General features: G+C 53.8%; 22 protein-coding genes and 1 pseudogene. 9 read left to right on the forward strand and 14 right to left on the reverse strand.

The genetic code is table 11. The features are described 5' to 3' along the window. Positions 1-88 precede the first annotated feature (88 nt). Positions 89-244 carry a hypothetical protein gene (locus tag QZ506_RS15265; RefSeq protein WP_291972185.1) on the forward strand — a complete coding sequence of 52 codons (156 nt, stop codon included), beginning with the start codon at positions 89-91 and terminating at the stop codon, positions 242-244. Positions 245-318: 74 nt separating this feature from the next. On the opposite strand, the gene QZ506_RS15270 is transcribed toward QZ506_RS15265, so the two are convergent. The 11 genes and pseudogenes from QZ506_RS15270 to QZ506_RS15320 all read right to left on the reverse strand — a co-directional run bounded on the left by QZ506_RS15270 (position 319) and on the right by QZ506_RS15320 (position 8,447). Next, on the reverse strand, positions 319-528 hold the full coding sequence (locus QZ506_RS15270; protein ID WP_291972187.1) for an HPr family phosphocarrier protein: 210 nt from the start codon (positions 526-528) through the stop codon (positions 319-321). Further along, the gene (gene rapZ / locus QZ506_RS15275) at positions 528-1,379 is read right to left on the reverse strand and encodes an RNase adapter RapZ (protein WP_195314274.1); all 852 of its coding nucleotides are present in this window, start codon (positions 1,377-1,379) and stop codon (positions 528-530) included. Before rapZ ends, QZ506_RS15270 begins: the two co-directional genes overlap by 1 nt. A 115-nt stretch (positions 1,380-1,494) precedes the next feature. Further along, positions 1,495-1,968, reverse strand: a complete 474-nt coding sequence (ptsN, locus tag QZ506_RS15280) for a PTS IIA-like nitrogen regulatory protein PtsN (RefSeq protein WP_291972239.1) — start codon at positions 1,966-1,968, stop codon at positions 1,495-1,497. 90 nt (positions 1,969-2,058) lie between these two features. Beyond that, positions 2,059-2,346 (reverse strand): ribosome hibernation promoting factor, encoded by a 288-nt coding sequence (hpf, locus tag QZ506_RS15285; protein WP_291972191.1) that lies wholly within the window; start codon positions 2,344-2,346, stop codon positions 2,059-2,061. 23 nt (positions 2,347-2,369) lie between these two features. Then, positions 2,370-3,803 (reverse strand): RNA polymerase factor sigma-54, encoded by a 1,434-nt coding sequence (gene rpoN / locus QZ506_RS15290; RefSeq protein ID WP_291972193.1) that lies wholly within the window; start codon positions 3,801-3,803, stop codon positions 2,370-2,372. Positions 3,804-3,854: 51 nt separating this feature from the next. Then, the gene (gene lptB / locus QZ506_RS15295) at positions 3,855-4,580 is read right to left on the reverse strand and encodes an LPS export ABC transporter ATP-binding protein (RefSeq protein WP_291972195.1); all 726 of its coding nucleotides are present in this window, start codon (positions 4,578-4,580) and stop codon (positions 3,855-3,857) included. Between the two features lie 3 nt (positions 4,581-4,583). Then, the gene (gene lptA, locus QZ506_RS15300) at positions 4,584-5,162 is read right to left on the reverse strand and encodes a lipopolysaccharide ABC transporter substrate-binding protein LptA (protein WP_291972197.1); all 579 of its coding nucleotides are present in this window, start codon (positions 5,160-5,162) and stop codon (positions 4,584-4,586) included. Beyond that, positions 5,143-5,709 (reverse strand): LPS export ABC transporter periplasmic protein LptC, encoded by a 567-nt coding sequence (gene lptC / locus QZ506_RS15305; RefSeq protein WP_291972199.1) that lies wholly within the window; start codon positions 5,707-5,709, stop codon positions 5,143-5,145. Before lptC ends, lptA begins: the two co-directional genes overlap by 20 nt. A gap of 96 nt (positions 5,710-5,805) precedes the next feature. Continuing rightward, on the reverse strand, positions 5,806-6,372 hold the full coding sequence (gene kdsC, locus QZ506_RS15310) for a 3-deoxy-manno-octulosonate-8-phosphatase KdsC (protein ID WP_291972201.1): 567 nt from the start codon (positions 6,370-6,372) through the stop codon (positions 5,806-5,808). 66 nt (positions 6,373-6,438) lie between these two features. Beyond that, positions 6,439-7,425, reverse strand: a complete 987-nt coding sequence (gene kdsD / locus QZ506_RS15315; protein ID WP_291972202.1) for an arabinose-5-phosphate isomerase KdsD — start codon at positions 7,423-7,425, stop codon at positions 6,439-6,441. A 51-nt stretch (positions 7,426-7,476) separates the two neighbouring features. Further along, positions 7,477-8,447: pseudogene (locus QZ506_RS15320) on the reverse strand (calcium/sodium antiporter). A gap of 304 nt (positions 8,448-8,751) precedes the next feature. Between QZ506_RS15320 and mlaF the strand changes: the two are divergent. From mlaF to murA, 7 genes are all read left to right on the forward strand, one after another. Next, positions 8,752-9,564, forward strand: coding sequence for a phospholipid ABC transporter ATP-binding protein MlaF (gene mlaF / locus QZ506_RS15325; RefSeq protein WP_291972204.1), 813 nt, complete (start codon positions 8,752-8,754; stop codon positions 9,562-9,564). 7 nt (positions 9,565-9,571) lie between these two features. Then, on the forward strand, positions 9,572-10,354 hold the full coding sequence (mlaE, locus tag QZ506_RS15330) for a lipid asymmetry maintenance ABC transporter permease subunit MlaE (RefSeq protein ID WP_291972206.1): 783 nt from the start codon (positions 9,572-9,574) through the stop codon (positions 10,352-10,354). Positions 10,355-10,358: 4 nt separating this feature from the next. After that, positions 10,359-10,925, forward strand: coding sequence for an outer membrane lipid asymmetry maintenance protein MlaD (mlaD, locus tag QZ506_RS15335; RefSeq protein WP_291972208.1), 567 nt, complete (start codon positions 10,359-10,361; stop codon positions 10,923-10,925). 16 nt (positions 10,926-10,941) lie between these two features. Next, positions 10,942-11,574, forward strand: a complete 633-nt coding sequence (mlaC, locus tag QZ506_RS15340) for a phospholipid-binding protein MlaC (RefSeq protein ID WP_195314286.1) — start codon at positions 10,942-10,944, stop codon at positions 11,572-11,574. Continuing rightward, positions 11,567-11,860, forward strand: a complete 294-nt coding sequence (mlaB, locus tag QZ506_RS15345; protein WP_291972211.1) for a lipid asymmetry maintenance protein MlaB — start codon at positions 11,567-11,569, stop codon at positions 11,858-11,860. The genes mlaC and mlaB overlap by 8 nt, the downstream gene beginning before the upstream one ends. A gap of 142 nt (positions 11,861-12,002) precedes the next feature. Then, positions 12,003-12,257 carry a BolA family iron metabolism protein IbaG gene (gene ibaG / locus QZ506_RS15350; protein ID WP_291972212.1) on the forward strand — a complete coding sequence of 85 codons (255 nt, stop codon included), beginning with the start codon at positions 12,003-12,005 and terminating at the stop codon, positions 12,255-12,257. Between the two features lie 50 nt (positions 12,258-12,307). Then, entirely contained in the window at positions 12,308-13,573 is a 1,266-nt protein-coding gene (murA, locus tag QZ506_RS15355) for a UDP-N-acetylglucosamine 1-carboxyvinyltransferase (RefSeq protein WP_291972213.1), read from the forward strand. 46 nt (positions 13,574-13,619) lie between these two features. Here the strand turns inward: murA and degS are convergent, their stop codons facing one another. The 3 genes from degS to zapG form a co-directional block, all read right to left on the reverse strand. Further along, positions 13,620-14,714 (reverse strand): outer membrane-stress sensor serine endopeptidase DegS, encoded by a 1,095-nt coding sequence (gene degS / locus QZ506_RS15360; RefSeq protein ID WP_291972215.1) that lies wholly within the window; start codon positions 14,712-14,714, stop codon positions 13,620-13,622. A 102-nt stretch (positions 14,715-14,816) separates the two neighbouring features. Next, complete coding sequence (gene degQ / locus QZ506_RS15365) at positions 14,817-16,187, reverse strand: serine endoprotease DegQ (protein WP_291972217.1); 1,371 nt, start codon at positions 16,185-16,187, stop codon at positions 14,817-14,819. A 230-nt stretch (positions 16,188-16,417) separates the two neighbouring features. After that, a complete protein-coding gene (gene zapG / locus QZ506_RS15370; protein ID WP_291972219.1) occupies positions 16,418-16,822 on the reverse strand; it encodes a Z-ring associated protein ZapG in 405 nt (134 codons plus the stop codon). A gap of 235 nt (positions 16,823-17,057) precedes the next feature. On the opposite strand from zapG, the gene zapE reads away from it, so the two are divergent. Further along, positions 17,058-18,209 carry a cell division protein ZapE gene (zapE, locus tag QZ506_RS15375; RefSeq protein WP_291972241.1) on the forward strand — a complete coding sequence of 384 codons (1,152 nt, stop codon included), beginning with the start codon at positions 17,058-17,060 and terminating at the stop codon, positions 18,207-18,209. The last annotated feature ends 85 nt before the right edge of the window (positions 18,210-18,294 follow it).

Here is an 18,294-nt window from a genome sequence, read left to right on the forward strand (position 1 = left end):
CCGCGCTGCTTGAGGGCCTTGTTATAAGAGTGCCAGTTGGTGATTTTAAAATTTTGTTTTGCCATGGAGACCTGATTTTGAAACAACTGTGGTGATCTGCTCCGATGATTACCCAAAAGTTCTATTTATTCAACAAAGCCGCTGCATATATGAAAAAACAATATCAAGAGAAAAAGTCCACCGCATTTATAAAACAACACCCCCGCGCCAGCGACGCGGGGGTGTTGATAAAAATGAGAGATAACTTGTTACGAAGTTATACCGTAAGGTAGCGTTATTACCTATGGCATTGTCGATTTTTGGGATTATTGTCGCGTGTTATTCTTCATCAAACCCGGCTTCGAATAACTCAATCACCGCAGCCAGTGCGGCGGCCTCATCTGCGCTGCTGGCTTCCGCCTCAACGCCGCTTTCGTTACGCAGCATCACTTCGGCATAAAAGCGTTGCACCAGCTCAAACAGTTTCATCGCTGGACGAGTGTGCATGCCTAGCTTATTCCTGACGATGACGGTGTGTGTGACGGTCATTATTTACGTTTTTCCAGCGTGCGGTGGCGGGACTGTACGTTTTTGCCGCGCGAGCGAAAATAGTCTGCCAGTTGCTCAGCCACATAGACGGAACGGTGTTTGCCGCCGGTACAGCCAATGGCTACCGTCAGGTAGCTGCGGTTGTTGGTTTCCAGCATTGGCAGCCACAGTTCCAGATAGCTGCGAGTCTGGTAAATAAAATTGTGCACTTCCGTATGGCGGTCGAGGAACGCGGCAACCGGCTTGTCCAGCCCGGTCATCGGACGCAATTTCGGGTCCCAGTGGGGGTTAGGCAGGAAGCGCACATCAAACACGTAATCCGCATCGATGGGAATGCCGTGCTTGTAACCAAAGGATTCGAACACCATGGTCAGCTCACGCTCGCGTTTGCCCAACAGCCGAGTACGCAGCATTTCCGCCAGTTCATGCACTGACATTTCAGAGGTATCGATGATCAGATCGGCACGAGAACGCAACGGCTCCAGCAGGTCGTTCTCTTCATCGATGGCGCTTTCCAGCGAAAGATTTTTGCTGGAAAGGGGGTGCAAACGGCGCGTGTCGCTGTAACGGCGAATCAGCGTATTACGATCGGCATCCAGAAACAGCAGTTGCGGCGCAAAACTGGGCGGCAACTGATCCATGGCGTGCTCGAAGATTTCCGGCGATTCTGGCATGTTGCGCACGTCTATACTGACCGCTGCCGAGATATCACGTTGTGCCAGCGTGTTTGCCAGTTCCGGCAGCAACACCACGGGCAGGTTGTCCACGCAATAAAAGCCCATATCTTCCAGGGCGCGCAGGGCCACAGATTTTCCTGAACCTGAGCGACCACTGACAATCATCAGCACCATCCGACGACTCCCCTCCGGCTATAGCCTTCTTTTGTTACACCCTGACCGAGTGATTCATCTGTATGACGCACATCGTAGCGCGAATGTCTGAATGTCGCTCGCTTTCTACCGGGGATTAATCCCCTTCAATCATAATTTGGTAAAGCTCTTCATCACTCTGTGCTGCCCGTAAACGCCGACACACACTTTTGTCAGCCAGACGTTTGGCGACAAGCGACAGCGTATGTAGATGGGTTTTACATTGTTCTGCGGGAACCAGCAAGGCAAAAAGCAAGTCTACGCCTTGATTATCAATAGCATCAAAAGATATTGGCCGTTCAAGCTGGATAAAGACCCCGGTGGCGCCCAAGGCGTTATCATCATCGAGTTTTCCGTGGGGGATTGCGATACCGCCGCCAACACCGGTACTGCCCATTCTCTCGCGCGTCAGCAATGCCTCGAAGATCAGCGGAGTCGGAAGGTTTAGCTGTCTGGCTGCCAACTCGCTGATGATTTCCAACGCCCGTTTCTTGCTTTGGCAATGAACGGTGCTGCGGGTGCACTCTTGGCGTAATACCGCGCTGAGTTGCAAAATGGGATCGTTATTCATGGTGTGTTCACTTAACGGCCCGCTCATCTCTTCACGCCTCTGACGTTGTGCCAGAGGCGTATTCCCTGCGCCCGGAGGCGGAGATGACGATCAGTGCTGTTTGAGTTTGTCCTTGTGTTTATTTAACTGACGCGCCAGTTTGTCGATCAACAGGTCGATGGCGGCATACATGTCTTCAGATTCGGATGTGGCATGCAGCTCACCGCCATTAACGAACAGAGTAGCATCGGCAATTTGCTCCACTTTCTCCACCTTGAGCACCACGTTGATCTGGTTGATGCGATCAAAGTATTGCTCCAGCTTGACAAATTTTGTGTTAACGAACTCGCGTAATGCGGGTGTGATCTCGATGTGGTGTCCGGTGATATTCAGCTGCATAGCGTCTTCCTTCTCTGTAGAAATCAAACCAACTGCTTACGCTGGTTTGACGGCGGGATGGATAAAGACTCTCGGTACTTTGCGACGGTACGCCGCGCGACAATGATCCCCTGATCGGAGAGCAGCGTTGTCAGCTTGCTATCGCTCAAGGGCTTGCCGGGGTTTTCCGCCGCGATCAATTTTTTCACCAGCGCCCGAATAGCGGTGGATGATGCCTCACCGCCGCTGTCGGTATTTACATGGCTGGAGAAGAAATATTTTAGTTCGAAAATGCCACGTGGGCTGTGAAGAAATTTCTGTGTTGTGACGCGTGAGATGGTGGATTCATGCATATCCACAGCCTGAGCGATATCCGCCAGCACCATGGGTTTCATAAACTCTTCACCTTTATCAAAGAAATCCTGCTGTTGTTCCACAATGCAGCGCGTGACCTTAAGCAGCGTGTCGTTGCGGCTCTCCAGACTTTTTATCAGCCAGCGTGCCTCTTGCAGGTGGCTGCGGATAAACTGGCTGTCACTGTCGTTACGCGCGCTGTGACCGAGTGCGGCATACTGCTGGTTGACTTGCAGGCGCGGCACGCTGTCGGTGTTGAGTTCCACCACCCAGCGGTCTTGATGCTTGCGCACCAGCACGTCGGGGATCACATACTCCGACTCGCCGGTATTGATCGATTGGCCCGGACGCGGGTCGAGTGACTGAATCAGTGCCAGCGCCTCTTTCGGAGCATCCTCTTTAATACGGCTAGCGCGGATCAGCGTGCGAAAATCATGGTTGGCCAGCAAATCGAGGTATTCATTGACGATAAGCTTGGCTTCCGCAAGCCACGGGGTTTCGGGGGCAAACTGAGACAGCTGGATTTGCAGGCAATCGCGCAAATCACGCGCTGCCACGCCGACCGGGTCAAAACGTTGCACACGTTTTAACACCGCTTCCACTTCCTCAATCGTCACGTCATCGTCGCCGATGCTCTCGAGAATGTCTTCCAACGGAACGGTCAGATAGCCTGTGGTGTCCACCGCATCGACAATCGACGTAGCAATAGCCGCATCGGTGTTGGAAAACGGCGTCAACTCTACCTGCCACATCAGGTAATCCTGCAAGGTTTGCGTAGTTTCACCCTGATAGACAGGCAGCTCTTCGTCGCGGTAATCGGTGCCGGTGCCCGAAGGCGTGCCTGCAGAGTAGATTTCATCCCAGGTGGCGTCCAGCGGCAGCTCTTCCGGCATATCTTTTTGCTCAAGGGCGTCGCGCGTATCCAGTGATTCGCTGTCGCTCGTTTCCTGAGCATCGATTTCATCGTGGCTATCGGTTTGTTCAAGCAACGGGTTGCTTTCCAGCGCTTGCTGGATCTCTTGCTGGAGTTCAAGCGTAGACAACTGAAGCAGACGGATCGCCTGCTGAAGTTGTGGCGTCATGGCCAGCTGTTGACTTAGCCTGAGTTGCAAACCTTGCTTCATAACTCGTGTCACTTTCCCTTAAATGGAGCGCCCATTGCAAACGTTACAGTATCAAAGTCGGAAGCCTTCGCCCAGATAGACGCGTTTCACCTGCTCATCCTCCAAGATTTCGCTGGGTGAACCGTGGGAAATAAGCTGCCCCTGACTGACGATATAGGCGCGTTCGCACACATCCAACGTTTCACGCACGTTGTGATCGGTAATCAGCACGCCCAGGCCGCTGTCGCGCAGGTGCTCAATGATTTTTTTTATGTCGAGCACTGAAATCGGATCGACACCGGCAAAGGGTTCATCCAGCAAAATAAATTTGGGATTGGCCGCCAGTGCGCGAGCGATCTCTACGCGACGACGTTCGCCGCCAGACAAGGATTGTCCCAGACTATCGCGTAAATGAATAATATGGAATTCTTCCATTAACTCATTGGCGCGATCGTCCTGCTGCTCCGGCGTCAGGTCTTTGCGAATCTGCAAGACTGCCATCAGGTTGTCATAGACGCTCAAACGGCGAAAGATCGAGGCTTCCTGCGGCAAATAGCCGATGCCGCGGCGCGCGCGTTCGTGCAAAGGCAGCAAGCTTATCTCTTCATCATCAATCACTATCCGCCCTGAATCGCGCTGGACAATGCCGACAACCATATAAAATGTCGTGGTTTTTCCCGCACCATTCGGCCCGAGCAACCCGACGATTTCACCGGAGTTGACCGTTAAACTTACGTTTTCGACCACGCGACGTCCCTTGTAGGCCTTCGCCAGGTTTTCTGCGATTAATATTGCCATAGGTTATTCAGTTGCCTGTGGTTGCTGCTTGTCTTTTTGAGACGAGGGAGCGGCGGCCTTGCCGTTCTTTTCCTGTAGCTGTGAGGGCACCAGCACGGTGGTTACTCGCCCGCCTTTATCACCCACCGCCTCCATCTGTTGCTGTTTCACAAGATAGGTGATGCGATCGCCTTTCACGTTGCTATCCAGTTGTTCCAGATACGCGTTACCCGTCAGCGTGATCTTATCCTGTGCCAGTTCATGGCGCACTTTCTGTGCGCGGCCTTTCACCGGCTTGCCATTGTCTTGCATCTGGTAGAAGGTGACCGGATTACCAAAGGCTTCAATCACTTCCTGGCCCTGCGATCCTTGTGTGCGCGTGACCACGACTTTATCGGCCTTCACATCAATGGTGCCTTGTTTGACCGTAACATTGCCGGTAAACGTGACGGTATTGCCCTGCATGTCCAATGACTGATGAGCGGAATCAATGTGAATCGGCTGACTGGTGTCTCCTGTCACAGCAAGGGTAGGCAGGCTTGCTGCTAACAGGGCGCTGGCAATGGCCGCATGAGGCCAGGCATTATCGGTGTTGAATTTCATAAGAGGTTTTTACCTTTTCAATCAATTCGGCAGTTTTGTTACGCAAATTACCGCGCATTTTCATCCCATTAGAGAGGAAGCTGGCTCCGTACAGTGTCACCTCATCATCGGAGGCGATGTCCTGTGTCACTAGGTTAACTTGCGCATTATCGGTTTTTATCTGCCGTAATTGTGAGTCATTGGTCAGACTGTTGACTTCCACATGCCCGTATAAGAACAACATTTTATCTTTGGTCAGCTTGGAGCGGTCAGCTTGCACCGACCAGGTGGCGATACCCTGTTCGTTAAACAGCGTAGCGACAGGCGCGGTAAACCAGGTGAGCTGTTCCGCGTTAAAATACTCCACTCTCTGCGCCACGAGTCGATAGTTCAGACCACCCTGCGGGTTAAACACGCGCGTGGTGGTTTCATCGCTGGTGTAGGTCGGCACCGCATTATCCTGGGTTTCCGTTTGTGGCGCGCTGTCCTGATCCGTCAGGTTCCAGCCAATCAGAATCAATACAATGAGCGCCAATAGCGCGGTTAGCCAACGCTTCGTCTTATTCATAATAAAAACGTACTCATGGTCATCGCAAACTCATGCCGTAACAAACTTGTACCCCGACAAGCGGGCGGCGATAGCACCCTTGCCGTGACGATATCTTCATATCGATAGCACTTTGGCGTCGTCCAGCTTACCCTGTGCCAGCAGGATAAGGTCGCACAGTTCACGTACCGCACCGCGCCCACCAGCAATTTTGGTCACGTAGTCTGCCTTGGGCAGCAGCAAAGGGTGTGCATCTGCCACGGCGACGCTAAGGCCTATCTGTGCCATCACCGGCCAGTCAATCAAATCGTCACCAATATAGGCAACCTGATCGGCGTTAAGCGACAGTGTATCTAACAGTTCACGGAAGGCAAAAACCTTATCTGACTGTCCCTGATAAAGATGGGTGATACCCAGCGTGCGGCAGCGGTCTTCCACCAGCGGCGCAGAGCGCACGGTAATGATGGCGACCTCAATGCCGGACGTTAGCAGACAGCGAATACCATAACCATCGCGTACGTTAAACGCCTTCAGTTCTTCCCCTTGATTGCCCATGTAGATAAGGCCGTCGGAGAGCACACCGTCAACATCACAAATCAGCAATTTGATGGCTTGCGCCTTTTCCAATACTCGATCCGCGACGGGGCCGTAGCAGGTGGCGGTTTGCGCTTGGGGGTTATTCATAAACACATCTCCTTGATGTCACCCTTCTTTCTTTAGGGAGCGCCAGAAAGACGATCCCGTTGACTATCACACCACGCCAGCGCGCAGCATATCATGCATATGGACAATACCGACCAGTCGATCAGATTGTGTCACCAGCAGCGACGTAATATGGCGCGACTGCATCAGATTCAGCGCATCCACCGCCAACGTATTGGGGGTGACCCGAATGCCGCCTGCGGTCATCAGATCGGCGATACGCGCATCATTGAGGTTGACCTGCATATCGAAGATGCGGCGCAGGTCACCGTCGGTGAAGATGCCTTCGATCATCATGTCCGGCGCGCAAATCACGGTCATACCGAAACTCTTGCGGGTGATCTCCACCAGCGCATCACGCAACGACGCGTCTCGGGTAACGTGGGGGATCTCGTCTCCGGTATGCATGATATCCGCAACGCGCAGCAAAAGTTTGCGGCCCAGTGCGCCGCCAGGGTGAGAAAGGGCAAAATCTTCTGCGGTGAAACCCCGCGCCTGCAACAAGGCAACAGCAAGCGCATCGCCCATCACCAGTGTGGCCGTAGTGCTGGAAGTGGGAGCGAGCCCCAACGGACAGGCTTCCTGTGGCACATGGACACAGAGATGAATATCAGCGGCTTTACCCATGGTGCTTTCCGGATTGCTGGTGATGCAAATCAGAAATACGCCCAGACGTTTGAGCACCGGGATCAGTGCCAGAATTTCATTGGACTCACCCGAGTTGGATATGGCGATCACGATATCTTGTGCGGTGATCATGCCGAGGTCACCGTGGCTGGCATCGCCGGGATGGACAAAAAACGAGGGGGTGCCGGTGCTGGCGAAGGTCGCCGCCATCTTGCACCCGATATGCCCGGATTTCCCCATTCCCATTACCACCACTTTGCCCTGGCAATGGAACATGGTGCGACAAGCGCGAGTGAAGTTGTCATCGATATACTGGTCCAGATGTGCCAACCCGTCGCGTTCGATGGCGAGCACATGTCGGCCTGCCTGTTGAAAATCGAAATCGGGCTGTTGTTCAACGTTGGACATAACGGTTAATCCTGACTATTTGAGTTTTCCAAGAAAACGGGTCGTGCGCCGCTAGTACAGCAAAAACAGCGTTGCAAGGTAAGCAATAAACATACACAGTAACAGCGCGCCAGCACCTTGTCCGATAGAGCGCTTTTTGCGCAGACAGAGCAGCGTCAGCAGCAGGCTCGCTCCCAGCATCACGCCGTAATCGCGTTGAAATGCCAGTGGGTTCACCGCGCAGGGTGACAGCAGTGCCGGAACACCAAGCACGATAACCAGATTGAAGACGTTCGACCCAATCAGGTTACCCAGCGCGATATCATCCTCTTTTTTCAGCGTGCCGACGATGGCGGTAGCCAGTTCCGGCAGGCTGGTGCCAATCGCCAGCACTGTCAGCCCGATGGTCAACTCATCAAGGGCGAAATGACGTGCAATCACCGTTGCATTGTCAATCACGATACGCGCCGCCATCGGCAAAATAATCAATCCCAGCAGCAACCAGAGGACGGCAACCGTCTGGTTACCGTCAGCCTGTGCCTGCGGCAGCTCCGCCAATTGTTCGCGTGTCAGCCTGTCACTGCCGTTCTGTTGCGCCTGACGCGCCATGCGCAGCATTAGCACGATCCAGGCACCCGCCGCCGCGAGCAGCATGCGCCATCAAGCCGACTGATATAGCCATTGTAAAGCACACCGCCGCTGAACAGCGTGATCAACAGCATGGGGAGCAGCTCACGCCGCAGCAGATCGGAGCGAAAGGTTAAGGGGCGAATCAGGGCAGCACTGCCGAGGATTAGCATGATATTGGCGATATTCAAACCCAACACGTTACCGACCTCCATGTCCATTTGCTGGTTCAGACCCGCTGTTACCGACACAGCCAATTCTGGCAGTGACGTGCCGATGCCAACAATCATCACGCCGATAATCAAAGGAGAAACGCCCCACACACGGGCAAGAACGGCTGCGCCATAAACCAAACGGTCAGCACCATAAACCAAGAGAAACAGGCCAATAACCAGCAGAACTATCGCAAAAAGCATGCAGCGTCCTTATATTCGGGTATAATCACCGGCTCATAAGGCAATGAAGCGGTGCGCGGACGAATGTCGAGCAAAAATTGCGTTGCATCGTAGAGGGGTAATTTTGACTGTCTGGGCAGAAAAAGTAAAACCTATGGCAGCCAGAACCCGCCCTTTTCGGTAAGAATTGTCGGTAATATTTTGTAAAACTCGTGCTTTGCCTGAAACCTGCCGTTAAGCTTGATAGGAAATGCAACGGTTGTTGCACGTCATGGACGTATAACAGCGACGATCGTCAAGGGGAGTGAGTGAAGGAAAAGATCGCATGAACCAAGATGCTACTCATCTGGTTGAAATTCGTGGGCTCAATTTTTCGCGTGGCGAGAGGCCCATTTTCACCGATGTTTCGTTAACCGTACCCAAAGGGAAAGTCACCGCTATCATGGGGCCCTCCGGTATCGGTAAAACCACATTGCTGCGCCTGATTGGCGGTCAGCTTCAACCGGACAGCGGCGAGATCTGGTTTGACGGAGAGAATATACCAACGCTCTCCCGTTCCCGATTGTATGACGTGCGTAAGAAGATGAGCATGTTGTTCCAATCTGGCGCGTTGTTCACCGATCTTACGGTGTTTGAGAACGTGGCTTGGCCACTGCGGGAACACACCCAACTGCCCGAAACGCTGTTACGCAGCACGGTGCTGATGAAACTGGAAGCGGTCGGGTTACGCGGTGCGGCTAATCTGATGCCTTCAGAGCTTTCTGGAGGGATGGCTCGCCGTGCCGCACTGGCCCGTGCCATCGCGCTTGATCCACAGATGATCATGTTCGACGAACCCTTTGTCGGTCAGGATCCGATCACCATGGGCGTGTTGGTTAAGCTTATCGATGAACTGAACCATGCGCTGGGTATCACCTGCGTTGTGGTCTCCCATGACGTGCCGGAAGTGCTGAGCATCGCGGATTATGCCTACATCGTGGCGGATCAGCATATCGTTGCGCACGGCTCGGTGGAGGCGCTGCGTGCGAATACCGATCCTCGGGTACGGCAATTTATTGACGGCATTGCCGATGGTCCCGCGCCATTTCGCTTTCCTGCTGGTGACTACAAAACCAGCCTGTTAGGCTCCGGGAGTTAATCAATTCATGCTACGAGAAGCATTGGCGTCGTTGGGACGTCAGGGAATCCGGTCCTGTGCTGCCTTTGGTCGTGCCGGGTTCATGTTGTTTAATGCGCTGGTGGGCCGTCCCGAACTGCGCAAGCAAGGCCCGCTGTTGCTCAAGCAACTGCACAGCGTTGGGGTTCAGTCACTGTTGATCATCCTGGTGTCTGGCCTCTTTATCGGTATGGTGTTGGGGCTGCAAGGGTATATCGTGCTGACCACCTACAACGCCGAGGCCAGTTTGGGCATGATGGTGGCGCTCTCTTTGCTGCGCGAACTGGGGCCGGTGGTCACCGCGCTGTTGTTTGCTGGCCGCGCTGGCTCGGCCCTGACAGCGGAAATCGGCCTGATGAAAGCCACTGAACAGCTCTCCAGTATGGGGATGATGGCGGTAGACCCGCTGCGGCGCGTGGTGGCCCCCCGCTTCTGGGCGGGACTTATCAGCATGCCGATGTTGACGATCATCTTCGTGGCGGTCGGCATCTGGGGCGGCGCGTTGGTTGGGGTGAGTTGGAAGGGCATCGATGATGGCTTCTTTTGGTCAGCGATGCAGGGCGCCGTCGAGTGGCGCAAGGATCTGCTGAACTGTGTGATCAAAAGTGTGGTATTTGCGATTACCGTGACCTGGATTGCGTTGTTCAACGGCTATGATGCGATCCCAACCTCTGAGGGGATCAGCCGGGCGACGACGCGCACGGTAGTGCATTCGTCATTGGCGGTATTGGGATTGGATTTTGTGCTGACAGCACTGATGTTTGGGAACTGAGTCGATGCAAACAAAGCGAAGTGAAATCTGGGTTGGCGTATTCCTGTTGATCGCCTTGGGCGCCATTATTTTTCTCTGTTTGAAAGTCGCCGACGTGAAGTCTATCGGCAGCGAACAAACCTACCGGTTGTATGCCACTTTTGACAATATCGGCGGCCTGAAAGCGCGTTCTCCGATAAAAGTCGGTGGCGTGGTGATTGGTCGCGTTGCTGATATTTCGTTGGATACCAAAACCTATTTGCCGCGCGTTGCCATGGATATCCAACGCAGGTACGACCATATTCCTGACACCAGTTCGCTGGCGATCCGCACCTCCGGGCTGTTGGGCGAACAGTATCTGGCGCTGAATATCGGCTTCGAAGATGAAGAAATGGGCACCAAGATCCTCGCCGATGGCGGTGTGATTCAGGACACCAAATCTGCCATGGTGCTGGAAGACTTAATCGGACAATTCCTCTATAAGAGCGGGGGAGATAGCGCCGACAATACGGGAAAAACGGAATCTGTGCCGCAAAACGAACCGGCATTGACGCCAGCGCCGTCTGCTCCTGCGCCGGGCGTAGCACAATAATCAAGAGGACATCTGCATGTTAAAACGTTTACTGATGGTGGCACTGCTGGTCGTGGCACCTCTCGCCAGCGCGGCGGATCAAACCAATCCTTATCGTTTGATGAACGATGCGGCGGAGAAGACATTTACGCGTCTGAAAACGGAACAACCACGCATCAAGCAGGATCCGAACTACTTGCGTCAAATCGTGCAAGAAGAGCTGCTGCCGTATGTTCAGATTCGCTATGCAGGGGCGCTGGTGCTGGGCCGCTACTACAAAGAAGCGACGCCGGCGCAGCGTGATGCCTATTTCAAGGCGTTCGAAGCCTATTTAGCGCAAGCCTACGGTCAGGCGCTGGCGCTGTATCATGGACAGAACTACCAGATTGCGCCGGAACAGCCGCTGGGCAGCGCTGATATCATTCCTATCCGTGTGACCATTATCGATAACGGTGGACGCCCACCGGTGCGTTTGGATTTTCAATGGCGTAAAAACAGCCAGACCGGTAACTGGCAGGCTTACGACATGATTGCTGAAGGGGTGAGCATGATCACCACCAAGCAAAACGAATGGGCAGCTATTTTGCGTCAACAGGGTGTTGATGGGTTAACCAAGCAGTTGGAAGCTTCCGCTCGTCAGCCGATTACGCTGGAGCAGAAGAATGGCTGAGGCACTGCGCTGGACGTCGCAAGACTCGACGCTGGCGCTGTCCGGCGATTTGGATCGCGATTCCTTGCTGCAGTTTTGGCAGCAGCGTGAGACCTTATTGAAGGGCAAGCAGGCGCTGGATATTGCAGCGCTGGAGCGAGTGGATTCCGCGGGGTTGGCGCTGTTGGTGCATCTCTATCAACAGCAGACCCGTTCAACGCCATCCTTCATGATTTCTGGTGCCAGTGAGCGGGTAAAAACGCTGATTGCGCTGTATAACCTCAACGATATTATCCCTGTCGTTTGATTTTTTTCTTTACCTTTACCGCGTATAGATGAAAACATCCCTCTTAGCTTACGCCAAGAGGGATTTCTTTGTTTAAGAAAACGGCGTATTCATCTAAGATACACGGCTGATAATCCTCCCCCTGAATACAGAATTGAGAGCGATGGAAAATAACGAGATCGAAGAGGTGCTGATGAAGGCACTCGCACTGCAAGAAGTCCACGTAACGGACGATGGCAGCCACTTTCAGGTCGTCGCCGTGGGGGATATTTTTGCTGGTATGCGTCGTGTCGAACAGCAGCAGACCGTATACGCGCCCTTGATGGAGTACATTGCGGATAACCGCATTCATGCGCTTTCCATCAAGGCCTATACACCGGAAGAATGGCAGCGAGATCGCAAGCTTAACGGCTTTTAAGCGAGAGCAGTGCGCCCTAGAATACTTTTAGCAAACTGAGAACCTTAACTATGGACAAATTTCGTGTGCAGGGTCCTACCCGGCTCACTGGTGAAGTCACTATCTCCGGGGCGAAAAATGCCGCCCTGCCCATCCTGTTCGCTGCCCTGTTGGCGGAAGCGCCAGTAGAAATCCAAAATGTTCCCAAGCTGCGTGATATCGATACCACGATGAAGCTGCTTAGCCAGTTAGGTGCTCACGTGACGCGCAACGGTTCGGTGCATGTGGATGCCCGCGACGTTAACGTATTTTGCGCGCCTTACGATCTGGTGAAAACCATGCGCGCTTCTATCTGGGCGTTGGGGCCGCTGGTCGCGCGTTTCGGTCAGGGGCAGGTTTCACTGCCTGGCGGTTGCGCGATTGGCGCACGTCCGGTCGATCTGCACATTACCGGATTGGGGCAGTTGGGTGCCAAGATCGTGCTGGAAGAGGGATATGTCAAAGCCACGGTTGACGGGCGTTTACAGGGCGCGCATCTCGTCATGGATAAAGTCAGCGTTGGTGCAACTGTCACCATCATGACGGCGGCAACGCTGGCGGAAGGCACCACCATTATCGAAAACGCCTCGCGCGAGCCGGAAATTGTTGATACGGCGGGCTTCCTGAACGCAATGGGTGCCAAAATCACTGGCGCCGGCAGCGACAAGATCGTTATCGAAGGCGTCGAGCATCTGGGTGGCGGCGTTTACCGTGTGCTGCCGGATCGTATCGAAACCGGTACGTTCCTGGTGGCCGCTGCGGTCTCTCGTGGCAGCATTGTGTGCCGCAACACGCGTCCGGATACGCTGGATGCCGTGCTGGCAAAATTGCGTGATGCAGGCGCAGATATCGAAGTGGGTGAGGACTGGATCAGCCTGGATATGCATGGAAAACGCCCGAAAGCGGTTACCGTGCGTACCTCTCCGCATCCCGGCTTCCCGACCGATATGCAAGCGCAGTTTAGCCTGCTGAATCTGGTGGCAGAAGGCACCGGTGTTATCACCGAAACCATCTTTGAAAACCGCTTTATGCACGTACCGGAACTGATTCGTATGGGCGCGCAGGCAGAGATTGAGAGTAACACCGTGATCTGCCACGGCGTTGATACGCTTTCTGGCGCTCAGGTGATGGCGACCGATCTGCGTGCATCAGCCAGTCTGGTGCTGGCGGGGTGTATCGCGGAAGGTACAACCCTCGTTGATCGTATCTATCACATCGATCGCGGCTACGAACGCATTGAAGATAAAATGCGTGGGCTGGGTGCGAACATCGAACGTGTGAGTGGCAACGACGCGTAATCCCGTTTCAGTATGAGCAGCCGCGGTGCTGCTCATACTGGTAACGTTAGCTCTCAGGAAACTCCTGAATCGTCACCGACAGCGTCATCCCCTGGCCGCCACGGCGAATGGCTACTGGAACGGCGGTACCGGGGCGAATTTCAGCCACCTGATCCATGGTTTCGATAACTGAGACGGCGGGCTTGCCGTTCATGGTTAGCAACACGTCACCTTTTTTCATGCCGCCTTTATCCGCCGGACCACCGGGTTCGACATTCATCACGATCACGCCTTGCAACCGTTTATTGCCGTCCAGTGTGCTATTGGGTGACAATCCTTCCGCCTGCGCGCCGTTAATGCCGATATAGCCGCGAATCACACGACCATCACGAATCAGTTTTCCCATAACCTTGGTCGCCAGCGCTACCGGAATGGCGAAGCCAATGCCCTCCGGCGTTTCTCCGTCGCTTCCTTTATCAAAGGTCAGTGTATTGATGCCGACCAGTTCACCCAGCGTGTTGACCAACGCACCGCCAGAGTTACCGTGGTTGATGGAGGCATCGGTTTGCAAGAAATTCTGACGCCCGCCAAAGCTGGAACCGGAGCCGTCCATCAAACTCAACCCCACGCGGCCGGTGGCGCTGATAATGCCCTGAGTAACGGTTTGCCCCAGGTTGTAAGGGTTGCCGATAGCCAGCACCACATCACCGATGTGCGCCGTGCGTTTTTCGTTGATGGTGATAACCGGTAGGTTGGCGGCTTCCACTTTCACCACCGCCAGATCGGTCAGCTTGTCGGTGCCAATCACGCTGGCCTCATAGACGCGGCCATCCTGTAACGAGATAACCAACTGCGCGATATTGTTTATCACGTGATTATTGGTCAGCACGTAGCCCTTTTCACTCATGATCACGCCAGATCCGAGCAGGCGAATATTCAGTTCCCCGTTGTTCTCGCTGCTTGATTCTCGGCTATAGACGTTAACCACCGCAGGCGCTGCGCGGCGAACGGCCTGATTGTAGCTAAGCGGCACATCCTCACTCTGGATACTGGGTGAGCGGGAAAACAGTGTGGTATTTGACCGTAGCAACGGCATGATCGCGAGCAGAATTCCCGCAACGATCGCGCCAATAATGGCGGAGCGAAAGAGTTTTGCGAGCATAAAACGTACAGAGAAGTGGATAGGTAACCGGAGGATAACATGAGTTTACCGGACACGGCATGTACCGTGTCCGATTTTATAGTATTGATACAATATATTGTATTAGAGTAGCAGCAGGTAAATCGTTTCTTCGCCACGCACCACGTTCAGCGCCAGCACGCTGGGTTTGCTTTCCAGAATTTTGCGCAGTTGGGTGATGTTTTCTACCCGTTCACGGTTAACGCCGACAATGATATCGCCTTTCTGCAAGCCCACCTGTGCTGCCGGTGTGTCTTTGGTGACGTCTTCGATTTGTACCCCTTTGCTGCCATCCTTCGCCTGGCCATTGGCAAGCGATGCGCCCTGCAAGGCCGGAGACAGGCTCTCGGCGCTGGTGGCGGCAGAGCTGTTATTATCGAGAACCACGGAGAGTTCCAGCGGTTTTCCTTCACGCAGCAGGCCAATTTTTACCGTTTTACCGGGCGCGGTGGTGCCGATTTTGGCACGCAGTTCAGCAAAGCTGTTGATCGGTTTGCCGTCCAGTGATGTCAGCACATCACCTGCCTTGATACCCTCCTTGGCGGCCGCGGATTTTGGCAATACCTCGCTGACGAAGGCACCACGTTGCGCTTCCACATTGAAGGCTTTCGCCATGTCTGCGGTCATTTCGCTGCCTTTGATGCCTAACAGACCGCGTTTCACTTCACCGAACTCGATAAGTTGCTGCGCCAGGTTTTGCGCCATGTTGCTGGGAATGGCAAACCCGATACCGATGTTACCGCCGCCCGGTGCCAGGATCGCGGTGTTGATCCCAATCAGCTTACCGTTGAGGTTAACCAGCGCGCCGCCAGAGTTACCACGGTTAATAGAGGCATCGGTCTGGATAAAGTTTTCTAACCCTTCCAGATTTAGGCCGCTGCGACCCAGCGCGGAGATAATACCCGAGGTGGCCGTTTGGCCCAGACCGAACGGGTTACCCACGGCGACGGCGAAATCTCCGACGCGCAGTTGGTCAGAGTCCGCCATTTTAACTTCTTGCAGATTCTTGGCATCATTCAGTTGCAGCAGAGCGATATCGCTTTGCTCATCGCGACCCAGCAGTTTGGCATCATATTCCCGACCATCATTCAACTGCACACGAATTTTATCGGCGTTGTTGACGACATGGTTATTGGTGAGTACATACCCTTTGGCAGCATCGATAATCACGCCTGAACCGAGGCCTTCAAACGGGCGGCTGTTCTGCTTGCCTGAGGGGGCATTCGGGCCAAAGAAAAATTTAAACTCTTCCGGTACGCGTTGGCGCTTAGTTTGTGTGCCTTCCACATGCACACTGACCACCGCAGGCAACACCTTTTCCAACATCGGTGCCAGACTGGGTAACTGTTGACCTTCCACCACGGCGGGCAGGGCGGCTTGTGCGGCAGGAAGCGATGACAATGCAAGGCTAATGCTTACTGCCAGTGCGCTGAATAATAATGATTTTTTCTTCATTTGACTTTATCTCTCACAACCTGCGAACCATCGACAGAATGTCGATTATGAATAACATGATGATATATAAACTTAAACGGCTGGTGAAGAGTCGACCAGCGAATAAAGTGTAAAGTTCACTGTTCTTTCGTCAAGGAAATGTAACTATCGTCAAATTGTGCAGGGAAGGGAGCGTGGGGATGTAGGCTGCGTGAAGGATCTTGTCCTTCACGCAGTAGGGTGCAAAATGCTTATTTGCGCAGCGGGCGCTCACCGCGCAGCAGTCCGGACGCGCCGTCTGAATAATCGCGCGGCGGCATGCCCACCGGTGCCTGATCGTTGTCTGCTTCCGCCTTGGTTAAGCGGTAGCGAAACGGGTTATCCTGCATCGGCAAATCTGGCAGCAGGTTGCTAGAGCTTTTTGCCATATGCTGGTACAACTGACGGTAATCTTTTGCCATGTTGTCCAACAACTCGGCGCTGTGGGCAAAATGGCCCACCAACTCCCTACGGTAGGTCTCCAGTTCGGTTTTGCTCTTTTCAAGCTCGCTTTGCAGCGCTTGTTGTTGCCGCAGTTTAGAGTTGCCAAAGCGCATGGCGACAGCACCGATGATGATGCCGACAACTAATCCTATTAGCGTATACTCCCAAGTCATAAAGACACCTCTTTCGACGTCGTTGTCCCGTAGGGTTTTTTCACTTCATAATAGCCACTATAACCGCTAACGCCGCCCGAGTGGAGTCCCGAAACGCGACGCTGTAAGGTAATTGGGATCTATTTCAGGTGATATCATGAAAAAATGCGATGATCGCGGAGCTAATCGCCGTTAACGGGCGATAAAACACGACTAACTTTTTTTCGGAAAATGACGGATGAAGGGAGAACCCGTGATGATACAACCGACAACGCTGCCGCTTGCTGGGCCACTGGCGCACTATCAGCAGGCAGTAGCGACGGGCGAGTATCAGCCTGATGAGGTACAACTGCAAACGGTAACCGCGCTGCATGACATTTATCAGGCCTTGCAAGCGCGCGAAACATCGCAGACGACTCCCGCATCCGATGGCCGTTTTACCCGCTGGCGGCACTGGCTGGGGCTGGCGGATAAAACGTCGATGGTACCGGTGCAGGGACTTTATATGTGGGGAGGGGTTGGGCGCGGCAAAACTTGGCTGATGGATCTGTTTTTCCAGAGTCTACCCATAGAGCGTAAGCTGCAGTTGCATTTCCATCGCTTTATGCTGCGCGTGCACGAAGAACTGAACCAGCTACAGGGGCAACCGAACCCGCTGGAGCAGGTGGCCGATGGGTTCAAGGCGCAGGCTGATGTACTCTGTTTTGATGAGTTTTTCGTTACGGATATCACCGATGCCATGCTGCTGGCGGAACTGTTACGTGCGTTGTTCGCCCGTGGCGTCACATTGGTGGTCACGTCCAACATTCCTCCGGATAACCTCTATCGCAACGGCCTGCAACGCAGTCGTTTTTTGCCAGCTATCGATCTGATCAAGCAGTATTGCGAGGTGCGCAATGTTGATGCCGGTATCGATTATCGCTTGCGCACGCTAACGCAGGCGCATCTCTATCTGACGCCGCTGTCGCAGGAAACCGATGCTGAGATGCGTCAGATGTTCTCGCGCTTGTCTGGCATGGCATTATCTACGCCAGGACCAGTACTGGAGATCAACCATCGACCGATGCCGACGCTCAGTGCGGGCGATGGGGTACTGGCCATCGATTTTGCCACGCTGTGTCTCGATGCGCGCAGCCAGAATGACTATATTGCGCTATCGCGCCTCTACCACACGGTACTGCTGCACAATGTGACGGTGATGGGGAGCAAAGAGGAGAATGCGGCGCGCCGCTTTCTGGCATTGGTGGATGAGTTTTATGAGCGGCGGGTCAAACTGGTGATCGCGGCACAAACCTCGATGTTCGCGCTGTATCAAGGCGAGCACCTGAAATTCGAATACCAGCGCTGCCTGTCGCGGTTGCAAGAGATGCAAAGTGAAGAATATTTGAGCAAGCCTCACCTTGCCTGATCAGACAACGGGGAATTTATTGTGCTTTGGTGGAAAAGAGGTCGATCTTTGTTATCGACTTCTCTATAATCTTGCGACCCCACGT

Origin of the sequence: Candidatus Symbiopectobacterium sp., assembly GCF_020054415.1 — a bacterium.
GTDB lineage: Bacteria > Pseudomonadota > Gammaproteobacteria > Enterobacterales > Enterobacteriaceae > Symbiopectobacterium.

Bases quoted from the DNA above. Each gene is read 5' to 3' on its own strand.
- QZ506_RS15270 (WP_291972187.1), bottom strand. From the start codon at position 528: ATGACCGTCACACACACCGTCATCGTCAGGAATAAGCTAGGCATGCAC.
- rapZ (WP_195314274.1), bottom strand. From the start codon at position 1,379: ATGGTGCTGATGATTGTCAGTGGTCGCTCAGGTTCAGGAAAATCTGTG.
- ptsN (WP_291972239.1), bottom strand. From the start codon at position 1,968: ATGAATAACGATCCCATTTTGCAACTCAGCGCGGTATTACGCCAAGAG.
- hpf (WP_291972191.1), bottom strand. From the start codon at position 2,346: ATGCAGCTGAATATCACCGGACACCACATCGAGATCACACCCGCATTA.
- rpoN (WP_291972193.1), bottom strand. From the start codon at position 3,803: ATGAAGCAAGGTTTGCAACTCAGGCTAAGTCAACAGCTGGCCATGACG.
- lptB (WP_291972195.1), bottom strand. From the start codon at position 4,580: ATGGCAATATTAATCGCAGAAAACCTGGCGAAGGCCTACAAGGGACGT.
- lptA (WP_291972197.1), bottom strand. From the start codon at position 5,162: ATGAAATTCAACACCGATAATGCCTGGCCTCATGCGGCCATTGCCAGC.
- lptC (WP_291972199.1), bottom strand. From the start codon at position 5,709: ATGAATAAGACGAAGCGTTGGCTAACCGCGCTATTGGCGCTCATTGTA.
- kdsC (WP_291972201.1), bottom strand. From the start codon at position 6,372: ATGAATAACCCCCAAGCGCAAACCGCCACCTGCTACGGCCCCGTCGCG.
- kdsD (WP_291972202.1), bottom strand. From the start codon at position 7,425: ATGTCCAACGTTGAACAACAGCCCGATTTCGATTTTCAACAGGCAGGC.
- mlaF (WP_291972204.1), top strand. From the start codon at position 8,752: ATGAACCAAGATGCTACTCATCTGGTTGAAATTCGTGGGCTCAATTTT.
- mlaE (WP_291972206.1), top strand. From the start codon at position 9,572: ATGCTACGAGAAGCATTGGCGTCGTTGGGACGTCAGGGAATCCGGTCC.
- mlaD (WP_291972208.1), top strand. From the start codon at position 10,359: ATGCAAACAAAGCGAAGTGAAATCTGGGTTGGCGTATTCCTGTTGATC.
- mlaC (WP_195314286.1), top strand. From the start codon at position 10,942: ATGTTAAAACGTTTACTGATGGTGGCACTGCTGGTCGTGGCACCTCTC.
- mlaB (WP_291972211.1), top strand. From the start codon at position 11,567: ATGGCTGAGGCACTGCGCTGGACGTCGCAAGACTCGACGCTGGCGCTG.
- ibaG (WP_291972212.1), top strand. From the start codon at position 12,003: ATGGAAAATAACGAGATCGAAGAGGTGCTGATGAAGGCACTCGCACTG.
- murA (WP_291972213.1), top strand. From the start codon at position 12,308: ATGGACAAATTTCGTGTGCAGGGTCCTACCCGGCTCACTGGTGAAGTC.
- degS (WP_291972215.1), bottom strand. From the start codon at position 14,714: ATGCTCGCAAAACTCTTTCGCTCCGCCATTATTGGCGCGATCGTTGCG.
- degQ (WP_291972217.1), bottom strand. From the start codon at position 16,187: ATGAAGAAAAAATCATTATTATTCAGCGCACTGGCAGTAAGCATTAGC.
- zapG (WP_291972219.1), bottom strand. From the start codon at position 16,822: ATGACTTGGGAGTATACGCTAATAGGATTAGTTGTCGGCATCATCATC.
- zapE (WP_291972241.1), top strand. From the start codon at position 17,058: ATGATACAACCGACAACGCTGCCGCTTGCTGGGCCACTGGCGCACTAT.